At 50.1% G+C, this 15033-nt stretch carries 14 protein-coding genes and 1 other annotated feature; of the genes, 4 read left to right on the top strand and 10 right to left on the bottom strand.

Annotation, left to right across the window (positions count from 1 at the left end; translation table 11 throughout):
• Positions 1-14: 14 nt before the first annotated feature.
• The gene (locus KNP64_RS01340; protein WP_138859693.1) at positions 15-1076 is read right to left on the bottom strand and encodes a competence protein CoiA; all 1062 of its coding nucleotides are present in this window, start codon (positions 1074-1076) and stop codon (positions 15-17) included.
• A gap of 12 nt (positions 1077-1088) precedes the next feature.
• Positions 1089-2600 carry a cardiolipin synthase gene (cls, locus tag KNP64_RS01335; protein WP_034776952.1) on the bottom strand — a complete coding sequence of 504 codons (1512 nt, stop codon included), beginning with the start codon at positions 2598-2600 and terminating at the stop codon, positions 1089-1091.
• 81 nt (positions 2601-2681) lie between these two features.
• Here cls and KNP64_RS01330 point away from each other — a divergent pair, with 81 nt between their 5' ends.
• Positions 2682-3404, top strand: a complete 723-nt coding sequence (locus tag KNP64_RS01330) for an SDR family NAD(P)-dependent oxidoreductase (RefSeq protein ID WP_214763836.1) — start codon at positions 2682-2684, stop codon at positions 3402-3404.
• Positions 3405-3447: 43 nt separating this feature from the next.
• Here KNP64_RS01330 and KNP64_RS01325 read toward each other — a convergent pair whose 3' ends face one another.
• From KNP64_RS01325 to spxA, 3 genes are all read right to left on the bottom strand, one after another.
• Positions 3448-4680 (bottom strand): DUF2254 domain-containing protein, encoded by a 1233-nt coding sequence (locus KNP64_RS01325; protein WP_138859695.1) that lies wholly within the window; start codon positions 4678-4680, stop codon positions 3448-3450.
• Positions 4681-4748: 68 nt separating this feature from the next.
• A complete protein-coding gene (mecA, locus tag KNP64_RS01320; protein ID WP_214763835.1) occupies positions 4749-5405 on the bottom strand; it encodes an adaptor protein MecA in 657 nt (218 codons plus the stop codon).
• A 180-nt stretch (positions 5406-5585) separates the two neighbouring features.
• Positions 5586-5984 (bottom strand): transcriptional regulator SpxA, encoded by a 399-nt coding sequence (spxA, locus tag KNP64_RS01315; RefSeq protein WP_015881217.1) that lies wholly within the window; start codon positions 5982-5984, stop codon positions 5586-5588.
• A gap of 544 nt (positions 5985-6528) precedes the next feature.
• Between spxA and KNP64_RS01310 the strand changes: the two genes are divergently transcribed.
• Positions 6529-7059 (top strand): HD domain-containing protein, encoded by a 531-nt coding sequence (locus KNP64_RS01310; protein ID WP_034776944.1) that lies wholly within the window; start codon positions 6529-6531, stop codon positions 7057-7059.
• 72 nt (positions 7060-7131) lie between these two features.
• Here KNP64_RS01310 and KNP64_RS01305 read toward each other — a convergent pair whose 3' ends face one another.
• The 5 genes from KNP64_RS01305 to KNP64_RS01285 form a co-directional block, all read right to left on the bottom strand.
• Positions 7132-8082, bottom strand: a complete 951-nt coding sequence (locus tag KNP64_RS01305; protein ID WP_034776942.1) for an ABC transporter ATP-binding protein — start codon at positions 8080-8082, stop codon at positions 7132-7134.
• A complete protein-coding gene (locus KNP64_RS01300) occupies positions 8082-9155 on the bottom strand; it encodes an ABC transporter ATP-binding protein (RefSeq protein ID WP_034776940.1) in 1074 nt (357 codons plus the stop codon). The genes KNP64_RS01305 and KNP64_RS01300 overlap by 1 nt, the downstream gene beginning before the upstream one ends.
• 24 nt (positions 9156-9179) lie before the next feature.
• On the bottom strand, positions 9180-10205 hold the full coding sequence (gene opp3C / locus KNP64_RS01295) for an oligopeptide ABC transporter permease (RefSeq protein ID WP_371815243.1): 1026 nt from the start codon (positions 10203-10205) through the stop codon (positions 9180-9182).
• Entirely contained in the window at positions 10205-11131 is a 927-nt protein-coding gene (gene opp3b, locus KNP64_RS01290) for an oligopeptide ABC transporter permease (RefSeq protein WP_214791583.1), read from the bottom strand. The genes opp3C and opp3b overlap by 1 nt, the downstream gene beginning before the upstream one ends.
• A 303-nt stretch (positions 11132-11434) precedes the next feature.
• Positions 11435-13051: a peptide ABC transporter substrate-binding protein gene (locus KNP64_RS01285; RefSeq protein WP_214763832.1), complete on the bottom strand. Its 1617-nt coding sequence runs from the start codon at positions 13049-13051 to the stop codon at positions 11435-11437.
• Between the two features lie 273 nt (positions 13052-13324).
• On the opposite strand from KNP64_RS01285, the gene KNP64_RS01280 reads away from it, so the two are divergent.
• Positions 13325-13693 carry a DUF3899 domain-containing protein gene (locus KNP64_RS01280; protein WP_138859700.1) on the top strand — a complete coding sequence of 123 codons (369 nt, stop codon included), beginning with the start codon at positions 13325-13327 and terminating at the stop codon, positions 13691-13693.
• 46 nt (positions 13694-13739) lie between these two features.
• Positions 13740-13947 (top strand) — a binding site (T-box leader).
• A gap of 47 nt (positions 13948-13994) precedes the next feature.
• Positions 13995-14996 carry a tryptophan--tRNA ligase gene (gene trpS, locus KNP64_RS01275; RefSeq protein ID WP_138859701.1) on the top strand — a complete coding sequence of 334 codons (1002 nt, stop codon included), beginning with the start codon at positions 13995-13997 and terminating at the stop codon, positions 14994-14996.
• Positions 14997-15033: the final 37 nt, after the last annotated feature.

Raw genomic sequence — 15033 nt, 5'->3', positions numbered from 1 at the left:
TCCACTTCCTTTTCCTAGTTTGTATACGATTTCGCCATGAATCGCTGAAACCCTTGAAATAATCGAAGATCGTGGAGAAGGGCCGTCTCTAGCGTCCTTGGGACGTGCCAATCCCCCACCGACTCCGTCATATCAAACACGTTCAAGAGTTGTCTCCATTGTACTTCAAACGCTTGGAGAAAGTCGCTTGTCGGGGTCACGTCAAACTGGCGGCACGTCTTTTCGATACTCCATGCGACGGAGTCGTCGGGACGCTCACGCCGATTCAAATAAAGCACCGTCTGAAACGTGAACGGATGGACGTGGATGCCCCAAAGCGAGGATAACGGCAAGTAACAGCAACTCGGCATAAGAGACGGTAGCATTCCGATCGGATACAACCGGTTCAAGACGAGCCGGCGGTACTGCGGCGTCGGATAGGGTGGGGTCATCCGGCGGCGCCGGACGAGTTGAACCCATTGTTGGGCGTCGAAACGATAATAACATTCGAACGGCGAACTCGAGAATGACGATACGGTCTGCCAATGACCAACGCCGCGTCTAACCGATATCGGGAAGCCAATGAAACGATAAAGTGATTGCTTGTAAGGGACATGGAAGCCATGCCGTCTAAACAGTTCGTGACGCATCCACGGCTGCAATGAAGGCCAAGTACTAGGTTCTAATCCGCTCGCCAGCCAGACGACATCGAGTCCGTTGTCGCGATAATGTCTCGTCCGCTCGACGTAAGACTCGATTGTGAGCGTCGACGCTTGAATTTCGATGACGAGACTCGTATCGTCGCGTCGGGCCAGCAAATCGGCACGACGTGCGCCGATGACGACTTCTTGTTCGACGGCGTAACCTTGTGTCTGAAGCCACTGCCGAACACCCCATTTGTCTTCGTGGTGCCCCGTCGACTCGCCTCGTCCACACGGATGGACATGTGCGAAATGAAGCCGTCGCCTCACACCTTGCTTGACGATGACCCGTTCCCCGCATTCTGGACACACAAAAGGGGCAAACGGTTCGATCCGCCCCCGACTTAACGTAAGGGCATCGACATACCCCCCTGTCCGATCGATGGCAAACCGCATCCCGCTTCCCCCTCATAGTAGTGGTGAAAACATTCGGGCCAATGACTCGACGAGTTTGATGAAGTACGACCGTTCCGAGAACGCCTGCAACTCCAACTCGTGTGACCCTTCAAAGTCTTTATAGAGATCTTGCTTGAGCTGATGGACGGAATTCGTGTTGTATAAGAGCGCATTCACCTCGAAATTGAGGTGGAAGCTCCTGAAGTCCATGTTCGCCGTCCCAATCGTCGCCAGCCCATCGTCGACGACGATGACTTTCGAGTGCATGAACCCTTCTTCATACAGATAAATCTTTACACCGGCGCTGAGCAGCTCCTCGAAGTACGACCGGCTCGCATAAAACACGATCTTATGGTCCGGATAACTCGGGAGCACGATTCGGACATCGATTCCTGATAGCGAGGCGGTCTTGAGCGCGCTCATGATGTCCTCATCGGGAATCAAATACGGCGAAGAGATATAGACCGATTTTTTCGCGGCGTTGATCAGCGCAAAATAGATCGACTTCATCGTCTCATACGGTTCATCCGGTCCGCTCGCCACGATCTGCACACCCCCGCTCGCGCTGCGTACCGTCTCGAGCGGTTCGAGATAAAACGGAGTGAACAGGCGCTCGCCCGTCATATAGTACCAGTCCTGCAAAAAGATCAGTTGCAGTTCCGACACCCCTTCCCCTCTGACGTACAGATGCGTGTCACGCCAGAAGCCGAACTTCGAATGTTCGCCCAAATACTCGTCACCGACGTTCAACCCGCCGGTGAACGCCTCCGTGCCGTCGATGACGACAATCTTCCTGTGGTTGCGGTAGTTCGTCTTGCTCGACACGAGCGGCAAGACGACGGGGAAGAAGGCTTGGACGTGGACGCCTGCTTGCCGCATCTCGTCGAAGAACGTCCCGCTCGTATGGATCGAGCCGACGGCATCGTACAAGAAGCGGACCTCGACCCCCGCCCTCGCCTTGTCGATCAAAATGCGTTGAATTTCCCGAGAAATACGATCTTCCCGGAAAATATAATATTCGAGATGGATGTGGCGGGTCGCCCCTTTCAAGGCGGGCAACAGTTTCGAAAACTTTTCTTGCCCGTTCGTCAGCACTTGCGTATACGTGTTTGACGAGACGGGTAATTGATTGAGTGACGACGTCAAATGGAGCAATTTCTCATAATCATCGTGGGAGAACATGAGTGACGGCGACAACGTCATCGCCTTCTGACGATAGGCGAGGTATGTCTCTTCATCGAGCATCGCTTTCTCTTTGAACATCCGCTTCCGGCGATAGTTCTGTCCGAACACGAAATAAGCGAACAGACCGACGACCGGGAAGCCGAGCATGACGATCGCCCAAATGAGCGTCCGTTGCGGATTGCGGTTCTCGAGCAAGATGACGAGCAAAATGCTGAACGTCGTCAAAAAGACGAGCACCGAGAACAAGCCAATCACTTGGGAGCTCCAGTAATATGATAATACGGCAATGAGACCTGCGAGCAAAATCAGGGATAAAAGGACTTGTATGCGTCGCAACATATTATAAACTGACCCCGTTTCTATCTTGTATTATCATAATTATACAACTTAACGCCATCTTTTGAGGGGAGCGAACGAAATATGGGCACATTTTTGATTACGGGAGCGACGAGCGGGATTGGACGGGCCGTCGCCCTCCGGTTAGCAGAGGAAGGACATGACGTCATCGGCATCGGCCGAGACGAGGCACGAGGCGAAGAAATCGAGGCGGCATCCGCTCGCGTCACGTTTATGGCATGCGATTTGTCCCAACACGACGACATCGAGGCGATGATGGACGAACTCAAAGACCGGGCCATCACGTTAGACGGACTATTCAATAACGCGGCGACGTTCGGGCGCCCCGGGACACCAGAACGGTTGCCTGCGTCCGCGTTCGATGACGTCTTTGAACTGAACGTGCTCGCGACAAACCGACTTATCCAACGCGCTATCCCGCTCCTCGCGAATGGAGCGAGCGTCGTCAACAACGCTGCCATCGTCGGCCACGTCAAATTCCCACCGATGCTCGGTCCATACGCCGCCTCCAAAGCGGCCGTCATCGCCTTGACGAAGACGTTCGCCCATCGAATGAAAGGCAAAATCCGCTTCAATGCGGTCTGTTTCGGTCCGGTCGACACCCCGCTCAGTCACAAGTTGTACGGCGGGGAAGCCAAGTTCCAAGAGGCGATGACCCATCATTTCCGGGGACATGCCGCTAAACCGGATGAAGTGGCGCCGGTCGTGACCTTTTTGTTGAGTGAGGCGTCGAGCTATATCAACGGCCAAGCCATTACGGTCGATGGGGGCTATACCCTCTCATGATGCACAGAAAGGAAGGGGTCTTCTCGGACCCCTTCCTTTCTCGTTAATCACGTATTTTCCGTGCTTTCGTCATCTGATTCGTCAAGAACGCTTTCTCTCGTGGATGCAACTCATCCAAGTCGAGCGCTTCCTCAAAGTAGTCGATGAAGTCCTCGAACGTTTCATCATGCGAGGCGTGTGCCTGAATCCGCGCGATTCGGATCGCCTCGAAGACGGATGCCATCACGAAAATGTCGTGACTCGCATACGTCTTCACAGGAGCGAACGCCTCGAACAATGTCGCTTCCATCGTTTTACGTTTGGCATGCCAGTTACTCTTGTCGTTGGAGAATAAAAAGTCGCCTGCCGGCAATCGGCTCAGTTCGCGTAAAATATCGCCGATGTAGTGAATCGCGTGAATCGCCGTATTCGGATCATTGATGCCCGGTGAGACGCCTTTCAGCGCGATCTCACTCAACTTCTCGATGACGAACGCTGGGTCTTGAATCGATGAACGGATTTCACCGATTTGGAACACGTCGATATCGGGCGCTTCTTCTGCGAGCCAATAGCCGAGAATATCTCCTTCCGCTACAAAGTCCCCGACGGCCACGACCGATTCGAAGTCGACGTCACGGCTCTCCTGCTTCCCGCTCGAGAACAGTTGGACGTAGCCCGTTCGAGAGGCATAGACCGCCTGTCCTTCGAACGTGTGAACCGTTCGTTTCGGGACGATGTACATGTCTTCCTCTTCGACCGCCCGTCTTTGGTTTTCGATGACAGATAGCGCTTCGCGGTGCAATGCCGATAAGAGGCGTTCCGCTTGAATCGAGACGCTGATTGTTTGAATGAATTTAACGAACGCCCAAATTGAGCTGACGACGAGCAGGACACTGATGCCTGAAGCGAGTACGACGTCTTCATCCGATGTCCGGATAAGGAACAAGTTCGTTATGCCGTACACCGTCGTCATGATGAACAGGCCGAGTGTATGCTTCGACGCCGAGTTCGTCAAAAAGTTATTGATCGTCCGAGGCGAGAACTGCGACGAATACGTCGTCAAGACGACGAGGATCGTCGAAAAGCTGAACGTCATCATCGTCATGAGGCTCGTGAACGACGAAGACAGGACAGAAGCTGCTGAATCCTTGTCTAAATAAATGATTTCCGGTAACAGCTCCCGAAAGAAGCTTCCAAAATATTGAGTCAGGAACGTTAACGCGATCCCTCCCACTCCGTATAAAAACGGGACGAACCAGGTGCTATCTTCCAACTTTAATTGAATCCGCTTGAGCATCACGACACCTCTTCATATGTATAAATTGGTAAAAAAATCGCCTGTCCACATGAACAGGCGATTAGGGTTTAGAAATAGTGACGGACTTTTGAGAAGACATCCCCGTCGAGAATGAGCTTGCCGTATTCTTCAAGCATCGCTAACGTCTGCGTGCTGAACGTCAAATACTCGGCTAAGAGACTTAATACGTTCTCTTCTTCTTCCGGTTCCATCTCGTCTGGGAAGTCAATCCACAAGTAATACCGATTGTCGTAATGGAATAACTTAAGGTTGACGTTGTTCAACGCCTCTCCTGCTCGTTTACTGAGCGAGATGATCGCCTCAAAGTCATCCGTTTCCATGGCGAGCGGAGCCCACGCCTCCGGCTCGGCTTCGATTTCATCAAGTTCACTCAATTGATCAAGCACCGATTGCTGATCGCGCGCCTCGTCGATTGCCGAGCGCAACAGTGACCCGAGCTCCGAATCGTCATCAGAGTCAATCACATTTTTCGCGATCGTCACGGTCACTTCAAGTCCTTTTTCAAACGCTTGTACTTGTATCCATAGTGGACCATCAAACGAGATATCTTCTCGTTCGTGCGCTTCGTCCATCATCTGCCAGAACAGCTGCTCACCACGTTCTCGGTTATACCAGATTTCATCACGAGCGAAACCGCGTTTCTCGATATCGACATACGTAATGAAAAATTTGACGGTGTTGTCGTTGATGCGCTCAATTTTCACGATTGTCCACTCCCTTCTCACCTCACTCCTACTTCAACAATTAAGGAGGAGAGGGGAAATTGTCTTGTTATCATAGTACCCTTTTTTTAACGTGTCAATCTATTGATGGTGGGGTTGTTACTATTATTTTATCGGAAAAACGGAATAATAAAAAGCACACTGCTTAGACAGTATGCTTCCTCACTCGTTGACGAGTCGTTGCGCTTCTTGAAGTTGGAACGTCCGGACCTTGCGCGGCAAGAATCGACGAATCTCATCTTCGTTGTATCCGACTTGAAGACGTTTTTCATCAATCAGAATCGGACGGCGGAGCAATCCTGGATATTCTTGAATCAAATCATATAGTTGTTGGAGTGAAAGCGCATCGACCGATACGTCGATTTTCGAGAAAACTTTAGATCGGGTCGAGATGATTTCATCTGTCCCATCTTCTGTCATACGTAGGATTTGTTTGATCTCATTGAGTGAGAGTGGTTCTGAAAATATGTTCCGTTCCGTGAATGGAATATCATGCTCCTCGAGCCATGCCCGTGCTTTTCGGCACGATGTGCAGCTCGGAGACGTGTACAATGTGACCATTTTCGTTCCTCCCTGATCAAGTGTTCGTTCATCTTTTTCAAGTGACTCTATTTGTATACCCAAAAATTCGTCCACTTAATTATAATAATTCTTATTTATTGAAACTTCAATGATAACTTTTCTCACTAGGGTAAGAAAAGAGGACGCATTCAGGAGAATGCGACCCTTGATCGACCGTTCTAGGACGCCGGCATTCGAGAAACCGGTTGTGATACCGTCTCTTTGCCAGGCTTCACTTGTAAGTCTTTCAATTTCTTCTTGAGGACTTCCTTCAGAAGTTTCTTTTTCTGTTGCAATACTTTGTCACGCTCTTTCATGGTCTCTCACCCCCAACGCCATAAGGACTCGACCCACCGACCGTTACTGAATCTGAAAATCTTGAACTTGCACTAATCTACAATTAAATTATAGCACATTCTTATGAAAATGAATGAACAATCTCGAAGATTTTCATCATTTCACACGTTCCAAATTTGCTTTTCTTTTTCAATTCCCGTATAGTTAATAGAAATAACCTTTGAAATCACCAAGGAGGAGAGCGAATATGAGAATTACGCTAGAGACGATTATGCAACATCCGGTCACCCAAAAATATTTGACCCGTTCCGGTCTGAAACACGCCGTAGACGTGTGTGAACGCGCTCTCGAATTGGCGACGCGACGAGGTCTTGATACGGATTTAGCGACGAAAGCCGCTCTGCTCCATGACATCGGTCACTACGAATGGTACACCGAAGGCAAATGGAACTACGATTTATACCGTCAAAACGACATTCATGCCATTAAAGGGGCCGAACGCGCCCATAAGCTATTGATTCGTCTCGGGGAAGACCCGGCACGCGCGAAAGAGATCTCGGTCATGATTTTGCTTCATACTGATTCCTATCTCCCGCCTAACCGGATTCAACGTACCCCACTCCAACAGCTCGTCCATGATGCGGATACGTACGTGGAACAACCTGGCGGACTGCATCACTATGAGACGATGGAAATCGAAGATGCCCTTGCCCGTGTCCGCCTGATTGACGCGGTCGTCGAACGGCTCTCGAACTTGCCACGCATCTCAAACGCCTGACACCGTCCTTGGATGGTGTTTTTCTTTGCGTTCAAAAAAGTCCCGAATCCGGTTGGATTCGGGACTTTCTAATTATACGAGTTGCGCTTTATATGCTTCGTATTCTTCGTCTGTCAATGAGACGTAATGGCCTGGCTCGACTTCACGGAGCGGTGGGATGCTTGAATCCTCATCCGAACGTCCGACGGCACCGAGTGACTTCGACTCATACACGATCCGCTTACGTGTGCGCTCATGCTCTGGATCCGGAAGCGGAATCGCCGAGAGAAGCGACTTCGTATAGGCGTGAATCGGGTTCTCATACAAACGCGCTGCTGGAGCGAGTTCGACGAGGTGACCTTGATACATGACACCGATCCGGTCTGAGATATACTTGACCATCGACAAATCGTGGGCGATGAACAAGTACGTCAAGTCACGGTCGCGTTGCAATTCTTTCATCAAGTTGACGACCTGAGCTTGGATCGATACGTCGAGAGCCGAGATTGGCTCATCGGCGATGATGAAGTCTGGTTCAACCGCGAGAGCGCGGGCAATCCCGATCCGCTGACGTTGACCGCCCGAGAATTCGTGCGGGTAACGGCTCGCGTGCTCTTTCGTAAGACCGACCGTTTCAAGAAGGTCATAGACACGGTTCATCCGGTCTTCTTTCGTCTTGGCAAGGCCGTGGATATCAATGCCTTCAGCGATGATATCAGCGACCGTCATCCGCGGGTTGAGCGATGCGTAAGGATCTTGGAAGATCATTTGCATGGCCCGGTTGAATTTCAACTTCTCCGCTTTTGACTTCTTGCCATGAACGTTTTCGCCTTTGAAGACGACATCACCGTCCGTCGCGTCATAAAGGCCGATGATGGTACGACCTGTCGTCGATTTCCCACAACCTGACTCCCCTACGAGACCGAGAACTTCACCTTTGTAAATATCAAACGAGATGCCATCGACCGCTTTAACGACGCGACCTCGGCCAATTTTAAAGTGCTGCTTCAGGTCTTTTACTTCGAGTAATTTCTCGCGTTCCATTATTCAGCACCACCTTTCAAAATCGATTTGGCGAACGCGCTGTCCGGACGATACTTGAGTGCAAGGTCACGGATTGCTTTCGGCGGGCTCACTTGCGGTGCTTGCGGGTGCAATAACCAACTTGCCGCATAGTGCGTGTCGCTAATTTGGAACATCGGTGGTTCTTTTTCAAAGTCGATCTTCATCGCATACGGGTTACGTGGTGCGAACGCATCGCCTTTTGGCGGGTCGAGCAAGTTCGGCGGCGTACCTGGGATGGCAGGAAGCGCCTCGTTCGGGTCATCAGATGGGCGCGGCATCGATCCGAGCAGTCCCCATGCGTATGGGTGACGCGGCTCGTAGAAAATCTCATCGACCGTTCCCTTCTCGACGATTTTACCAGCGTACATGACGGCAACACGGTCAGCCATGTTCGCGACGACACCGAGGTCGTGCGTGATGAAGATAATCGCTGTGCCGGTCTTTTGTTGGATGTCTTTCAAAAGCTCCAAAATCTGAGCTTGAATCGTTACATCGAGAGCTGTCGTCGGCTCATCGGCGATCAATACTTTAGGATTACATGCGAGCGCGATCGCGATAACGATCCGTTGACGCATACCACCTGAGAGTTGGTGCGGATATTGTTTAAGACGTGCTTCTGGGTTTGGAATCCCGACGAGTGTGAGCAATTCCAGCGTACGCTTCTTCGCATCTTCACCCGTAAGACCTTGGTGTTGCTTCAATCCTTCAGCAATCTGTTTGAAGATCGTCATCGTCGGGTTGAGTGATGTCATTGGATCTTGGAAGATCATGGCGATATCACGGCCACGGATCTTCAACATTTCTTTTTCCGACAACTTCGCCAAGTCTTTACCTTCGAACAAGATTTCTCCGTTCGTGATTTCACCTGGCGGGTTCGGGATCAGACGCATGATCGCTTTTGAAGTGACGGATTTACCAGAACCCGATTCACCAACGATGGCGAGCGTCTCGCCTTTTTTCAAATCAAACGATACGTTGCGAACAGCTTGTACCGTTCCAGCATACGTATGGAACGAGACCGCTAAGTCTCGGACAGATAAAATCGTTTCCATTCACGAGTCCCCCTGTTTCTATAATTATTTACGCATTTTCGGGTCGAACGCATCACGCAAGCCATCGGCGAGCAAGTTGAAGCTGACCATGAGCAAGACGATGATGACTGACGGGATGACGAGCAAGTACGGGAAAGTCCGTAGCTCTTTGTATCCGTCGTTGATCAACGTACCAAGTGACGCTTGTGGCGGTTGAAGTCCGATCCCGATGAAACTGAGGAACGCCTCGAAGAAGATGGCAGATGGAATCGTGAACATGAGTGTGATGATGATGGCGCCGAGCGTGTTCGGGATCAAGTGTTTGAAGATCAAACGGTTACTTGAAGCACCGAGCGTACGAGCTGCCAAGACGAACTCTTGGTTTTTGAGTTTCAAGATTTGACCGCGGACGAGTCGACTCATCCCAATCCAGCCGGTGATCGTCATCGCGAGGATGATCGTGAACACCCCTGGGTCAAAGATCAAGATGAACAAGATGATCAAAATCAAGTTCGGAACACCTGTCAAAATTTCAACGACACGCTGCATGATGTTATCTGTGCGGCCACCGAAGTAAGCCGAAATCCCACCGTATGCGACACCGATGACCGTATCAATGATCGCAGCCATCAAACCGATGAAGAGCGAGATGCGCGTCCCTTCCCAAACACGTGACCAAAGATCACGGCCGAGGTAGTCCGTACCGAACCAGAAGTTTTCTTCGACATTTTTCTGTTCATAGAAATCGATGTCGCGTCCACCTAGGTTGGCCATCCCATCAAACCCTGCCCACTCAAGTCCAGTGACTTTAGGTGGAAGTTTTGCTTGTGAGATGTTTTGTTCATAAGCGTCACGGCCTGAAAGCATCGGACCGAACAACGCGAGCAAGACGAGAATGACAATGACTGACAACGAGAGGATGGCGGCTTTGTTTTTCTTTAGGCGCATCCAAGCGTCTTGCCAGAAGTTCAAACTTTTACCGGCAATACGTTCACCGAGCTGTTCATTCATCTCGACACGTTGGAACATGTCTTGGTCGAACTGCTCGAAATTCTTTTTATTTTCAATCATCAGTTATCCCCCCCAAGACGAATACGTGGGTCAACGACTCCGTAGAGCAAGTCGACAAGTAGAATGATAATAATGAACAAGGCCGAGAAGAAGAGCGTTGTGCCCATGATGACCGAGTAATCATTCAACGTAATTGATGTAACGAACAACTCACCAAGTCCCGGAACCGCAAAGATCTTTTCGATAACGAACGTACCTGTCAACAGGCCGGCCGTCATTGGTCCGAGAATTGTGATGGCAGGAATCATCGCGTTACGCACCATGTGTTTCCAAACGATGGCGTTTCCGGTCAATCCTTTCGCCTTAGCGAGCGTGACATAATCTTGTCCGGTCACTTCTAGCATCTCGGTCCGAACGAAACGAGCGATCGACGCCGTGACACCGAGCGAGAGCGAGATGGTCGGTAAAATCGTATGAGCCGGTGAATCCCAGAACGCGACAGGGAGGATTTGCAACTTAACCCCTACATAGTACTGAAGGAGGGCTGCAAATACGAATGATGGGACAGAAATCCCGATTACCGATACGAACATTGAACCATAGTCGATGTACGTGTTATGACGGATGGCTGCAACAATCCCGAGGAGCAATCCGACAAACGTCCCGAGGACGAGCGCTTGAATTCCTAGTTGAGCTGAAGGTCCGATCCGTTCCATAATCAAATCCGTCACTGGCCGATTGGCCGTACGGAACGATACACCGAGGTCACCTTGCACAAGGTTCCCTAAGTAAGTCGCATAACGAACTGGAAGTGGATCATTGAGTCCGTAACGCTCGTTCAAGAGTTGAATTTGTGATTCAGTCAATTTCTCCTGGTTTTGGTACGGCGAACCTGGAAGCAGGTCCATCAGGAAAAACGTGAACGTCGCAATCAAGAAGAACGTGATGAGGCCGTAAGTCAGCCGTTGCAGAATATAACGTCCCATAAATAAATACCCCCTGTTTTTCTAATGTGTCTATGCTTGCACCAACAGCGTCACTATGACATATTGCCCTTTTCTTGAATTCACAAAATGAAAGGAATTTTCTGAAAGAATAGGTCAAACGTCATCTCAAGGCTCTTAGCACAGCACATGAAAATTGAAGAATTCTTAGTTTGTAAAGTATTCTGAATTTTCACTGTTACTACATTATACTTTACCAACAAAACATTTGAATAGTATTTTCTCTCATTTCCGGATTTTTTTTTAGAAAAGGGGGGACATGCACGTTGCATGCCCCCTTCTCATTTAGTTGATATCGACGTATTTGTACTGGTAATCAGCACCGAATAGTTGACGGTTGAAGTTTTCGACGTTCGGACGGAGCAAGTAAGCGACACCAGCTTGGTAAATCGGCATGATGGCTTGGTCTTGTTCAATCAAGAGCGTCTCTGCTTCTTTAAATTTGTCATAACGGGCATCGATTGCTGTTTCAGCAGATGCTTCATCAATCAACTTGTCGTAGGCAGCAGACTTGTAGTTGATGTCGTTTTGACCGTTGTCAGACGTGAAGATGCCAAGGTTTGTGAGCGGATCTTGATAGTCAGGTCCCCAAAGGGCGAATGACATTTGGTACTCTCCGTTCGCTTCGAGCTCGAGCTTGTTGTTGAACGGTTGTTGTGAGATGTTCACGGTCACGTTCGGCAAGTTCGATTCGATTTGGCCTTTCATGTACTCTGAGATTTGTTTCGATACTTCGCTGTCGAATGAGAGAAGTTCGATTGTAGCAGCTTCGCCGCCAGTCGCTTCTTCCCAAAGTGATGCCGCTTCGTCAGCGTTCGTTTCAAAGTGCGTCACGCCTTCCGTGTAATCCGTGCCGTCTTCATACTTGATGAAGTCTTTCGGGATGAACGAAGTCGTGGCGATTGAACCGTTGTTCAAGAGTTGGTCGATGATTCCGGCTGGGTCGACCGCACGAGCGATTGCTTTACGGGCATTGACGTCAGCGAAGACTTCATCTTCATGGTTGAACTTGAAGTAACCGACGCTTGAACGAAGGCCTGTGTTGTAGTCGTCGTTCTCTTGGAAAGCAGCAACTTGTTCAGATGAGAGGCCGGCGTAGTCGACTTCTCCTGCTTCATACAAGTTGACGACAGTCGATGTGTCTTTGACGACGCGAACGTCGACTTTCTCGAGGGCTACATTTTCAGCATCCCAATACGATTCGTTTTTCGCTAACACGTATCCTTGCTCGCGATCCCACTCCGACCATGTAAATGGACCGTTGTAGATGTGGTTTTCTGGTGACGTTGAGAAGTCTGCGCCTTTTTCAGTGGCGAACGCTTCGTTGATCGGTGTGAACGTACCGAACGATGTGAGTGAGATGAACGATGGGTCTGGACGCTCGAGTGTAACTTCAAGTGTCTTCTCATCGATCGCCTTCACACCGAGATCTTCTTTAGGAAGTTTACCAGTGTTGATGGCTTCGGCATTTTTTACTGTGTTCATGATGTACGCGTATTGTGAACCAGTTTCTGGATCCACAGCGCGTTGCCAAGCGTAGACGAAGTCGTTCGCTGTGACAGGTTCGCCGTTAGACCATTCCGCGTCGCGGAGTGTGAACGTGTAGACCGTTTCGTCTTCGTTCACTTCTGGTTCTCCTTCGGCGATTGCTGGAACGGCATTCCCGTCTTGATCCAGACGGTAAAGACCTTCCATCGTGTTGGCGATCAAGTTGAACGCGACTGCGTCCGTCGCGAGCGCCGGGTCAGCCGTTGTAATATCAGACGTGTCCGTCAAGCGGAGAACTTTTTCTCCGTTCGAAGACGAACCACCGTCAGAGTCTCCGCCAGTCGAGCAAGCGGCGAGCACTGAACCGAGTGCCAAGATGAGTGTCATCATGAGCAAAATCGATTTTTTCTTCAATTGCGATGTCCCCTTTCTGAATCGTGAAGCATGGCGTTTCGTCGGACGATAACATCTTATTTTTTCTTTAATTTTCTGAATATTTCATTTTGTATCCGACGAAAGAACGTTAGGGCTATTGTAAAAAATTTTTAATCAAACTGTCAACTCCCTAATAAACCGCTGTCGTTTTCAACACGAACTTCTCGCCTTCTCCACCAAGCAACAGGTATCATAGAGCCATAGGGCGGATGACTCGATGGAGCACATCCAAGCTGAAAGGAGTTTGTCACATTGAAAAATTTTAGAAGTATATTAATCGTTTGGGGGATTGTCACAATTGCCTACACGGTCTGGTCGAGCCTCTCTTATTACCAGGATGAAACGTTATTGTTTCATTTGAGCGGCGGTCTGTTCGTCGCCGGGATGCTCGTCTTTGCAATCGGTATGTTCTCTCAAATGAGCGCGTCCGGACTATTCGACGGCATCATGTACGGGTTCAAACGTAACCGACGCGCCAAGTTGAAAGAGATTGACCCGGATTACGAGGAAGACGAAGAGGCGACACCGGAAGAACGGGCCGCTCAAAAACATTCGGCTTCGCGTTGGGTGTACGTCGGCGTCGGTAGCATCATTCTCTCCTACATCATCACCCTCGTTTGACCTTCCGATTTTTCAGACGATATGCTACACTATGGCTAGAACAATAGGAAACACGATGAAGAAGACAAGTACCTCGAATCCCCTTTCCCCCAGAGAGTCTACGTTGCTGCGAGTAGATGGAAAGCGTCGAGCGAATGGACTTCGGAGTGGCTCGCCTGAACGGTAGTACGGCGAGACGGTCACGCCCGTTAACGCGATCAAGTGGCATGAGTTTCATGCAAATTTGGGTGGCACCGCGGTTATTCGTCCCGATTTATCGGGCGGGGAACCGCGGTTTTTTATATTCTCTGGAGGTGTAATCATGGCAAAAATCTTTTCTGGCATTAAGCCGACCGGCGTCGTGACGCTCGGTAACTACTTAGGCGCGATGAAGCAGTTTGTTGAGCTGCAAGAAGAACACGAAGCGTTTTACTGTGTCGTCGATCTCCATTCGATCACGGTTCAACTCGACCGCGTCGAGTTGATGGACAACACGCGCAAGCTCGCCGCACTCTATCTCGCTTGCGGTCTCGATCCTGAGAAGTCGACGATTTTCGTCCAATCAGAAGTGAAGGCGCACGCCCAGCTCGGATGGATGTTGACATGTATCGCCGGCATGGGTGAACTGAGCCGGATGACGCAGTATAAAGACAAATCACAAAACAGTGAAAACATCGGCGCCGGCTTGTTCGTCTATCCGACCTTGATGGCGGCCGACATCCTCTTGTACGGCACGGAACTCGTCCCGGTCGGCGATGACCAAAAACAACACGTCGAATTGACGCGTGATTTGGCCGAGCGCTTCAACAAACGATACTATGAGACGTTCACGATTCCGGAGCCGCTCATTCAAAAAGAAGGTGCGCGCATCATGAGTTTGACGAACCCTGTCAAAAAAATGTCGAAATCAGACGCGAATGCGAAGGGCTTCATCTCGATGCTCGATGAGCCGAACGTCATCCGTAAAAAAATCAAGAGCGCCGTCACGGACTCGAGCGGTGTCATCAGCTTCGACCGTGAGAACAAACCGGGCATCTCGAACTTGCTTGAGATTTACTCGCTCTCGACCGATACCCCAATCGCTGAACTTGTCGAACGCTACAAAGACTCGAACTATGGAACGTTCAAGCAAGACGTCGCCGAAGCCGTCGTCGCCATGCTCGAGCCTATCCAAAATCGCTATCACGAACTCGTCGACTCAGCTGAGCTCGACGCCATCCTCGATGCGGGACGTGAGAAAGCGGAAGCCGTCGCCAACAAAAATCTCGCGAAAATCGAGAAAGCGATGGGACTCAACCGGAAACGGGCCAAAGTGAAGAAATAAAAAGTAGCCGCCCTTTGCATGCAAAGGGCGGCTTGTT

The organism is Exiguobacterium sp. s64, from assembly GCF_018618035.1.
Classification (GTDB): domain Bacteria; phylum Bacillota; class Bacilli; order Exiguobacteriales; family Exiguobacteriaceae; genus Exiguobacterium; species Exiguobacterium mexicanum_A.
The sequence above is the reverse complement of the archived record's forward strand: the minus strand, read 5'-3'. Positions and strand labels throughout refer to the sequence as shown.

Coding starts and splice junctions, on each gene's coding strand:
- trpS (WP_138859701.1), top strand. CDS start 13,995: ATGGCAAAAATCTTTTCTGGCATTAAGCCGACCGGCGTCGTGACGCTC.
- KNP64_RS01325 (WP_138859695.1), bottom strand. CDS start 4,680: ATGCTCAAGCGGATTCAATTAAAGTTGGAAGATAGCACCTGGTTCGTC.
- KNP64_RS01330 (WP_214763836.1), top strand. CDS start 2,682: ATGGGCACATTTTTGATTACGGGAGCGACGAGCGGGATTGGACGGGCC.
- KNP64_RS01300 (WP_034776940.1), bottom strand. CDS start 9,155: ATGGAAACGATTTTATCTGTCCGAGACTTAGCGGTCTCGTTCCATACG.
- KNP64_RS01305 (WP_034776942.1), bottom strand. CDS start 8,082: ATGGAACGCGAGAAATTACTCGAAGTAAAAGACCTGAAGCAGCACTTT.
- cls (WP_034776952.1), bottom strand. CDS start 2,600: ATGTTGCGACGCATACAAGTCCTTTTATCCCTGATTTTGCTCGCAGGT.
- KNP64_RS01310 (WP_034776944.1), top strand. CDS start 6,529: ATGAGAATTACGCTAGAGACGATTATGCAACATCCGGTCACCCAAAAA.
- spxA (WP_015881217.1), bottom strand. CDS start 5,984: ATGGTCACATTGTACACGTCTCCGAGCTGCACATCGTGCCGAAAAGCA.
- opp3b (WP_214791583.1), bottom strand. CDS start 11,131: ATGGGACGTTATATTCTGCAACGGCTGACTTACGGCCTCATCACGTTC.
- opp3C (WP_371815243.1), bottom strand. CDS start 10,205: ATGATTGAAAATAAAAAGAATTTCGAGCAGTTCGACCAAGACATGTTC.
- KNP64_RS01340 (WP_138859693.1), bottom strand. CDS start 1,076: ATGCGGTTTGCCATCGATCGGACAGGGGGGTATGTCGATGCCCTTACG.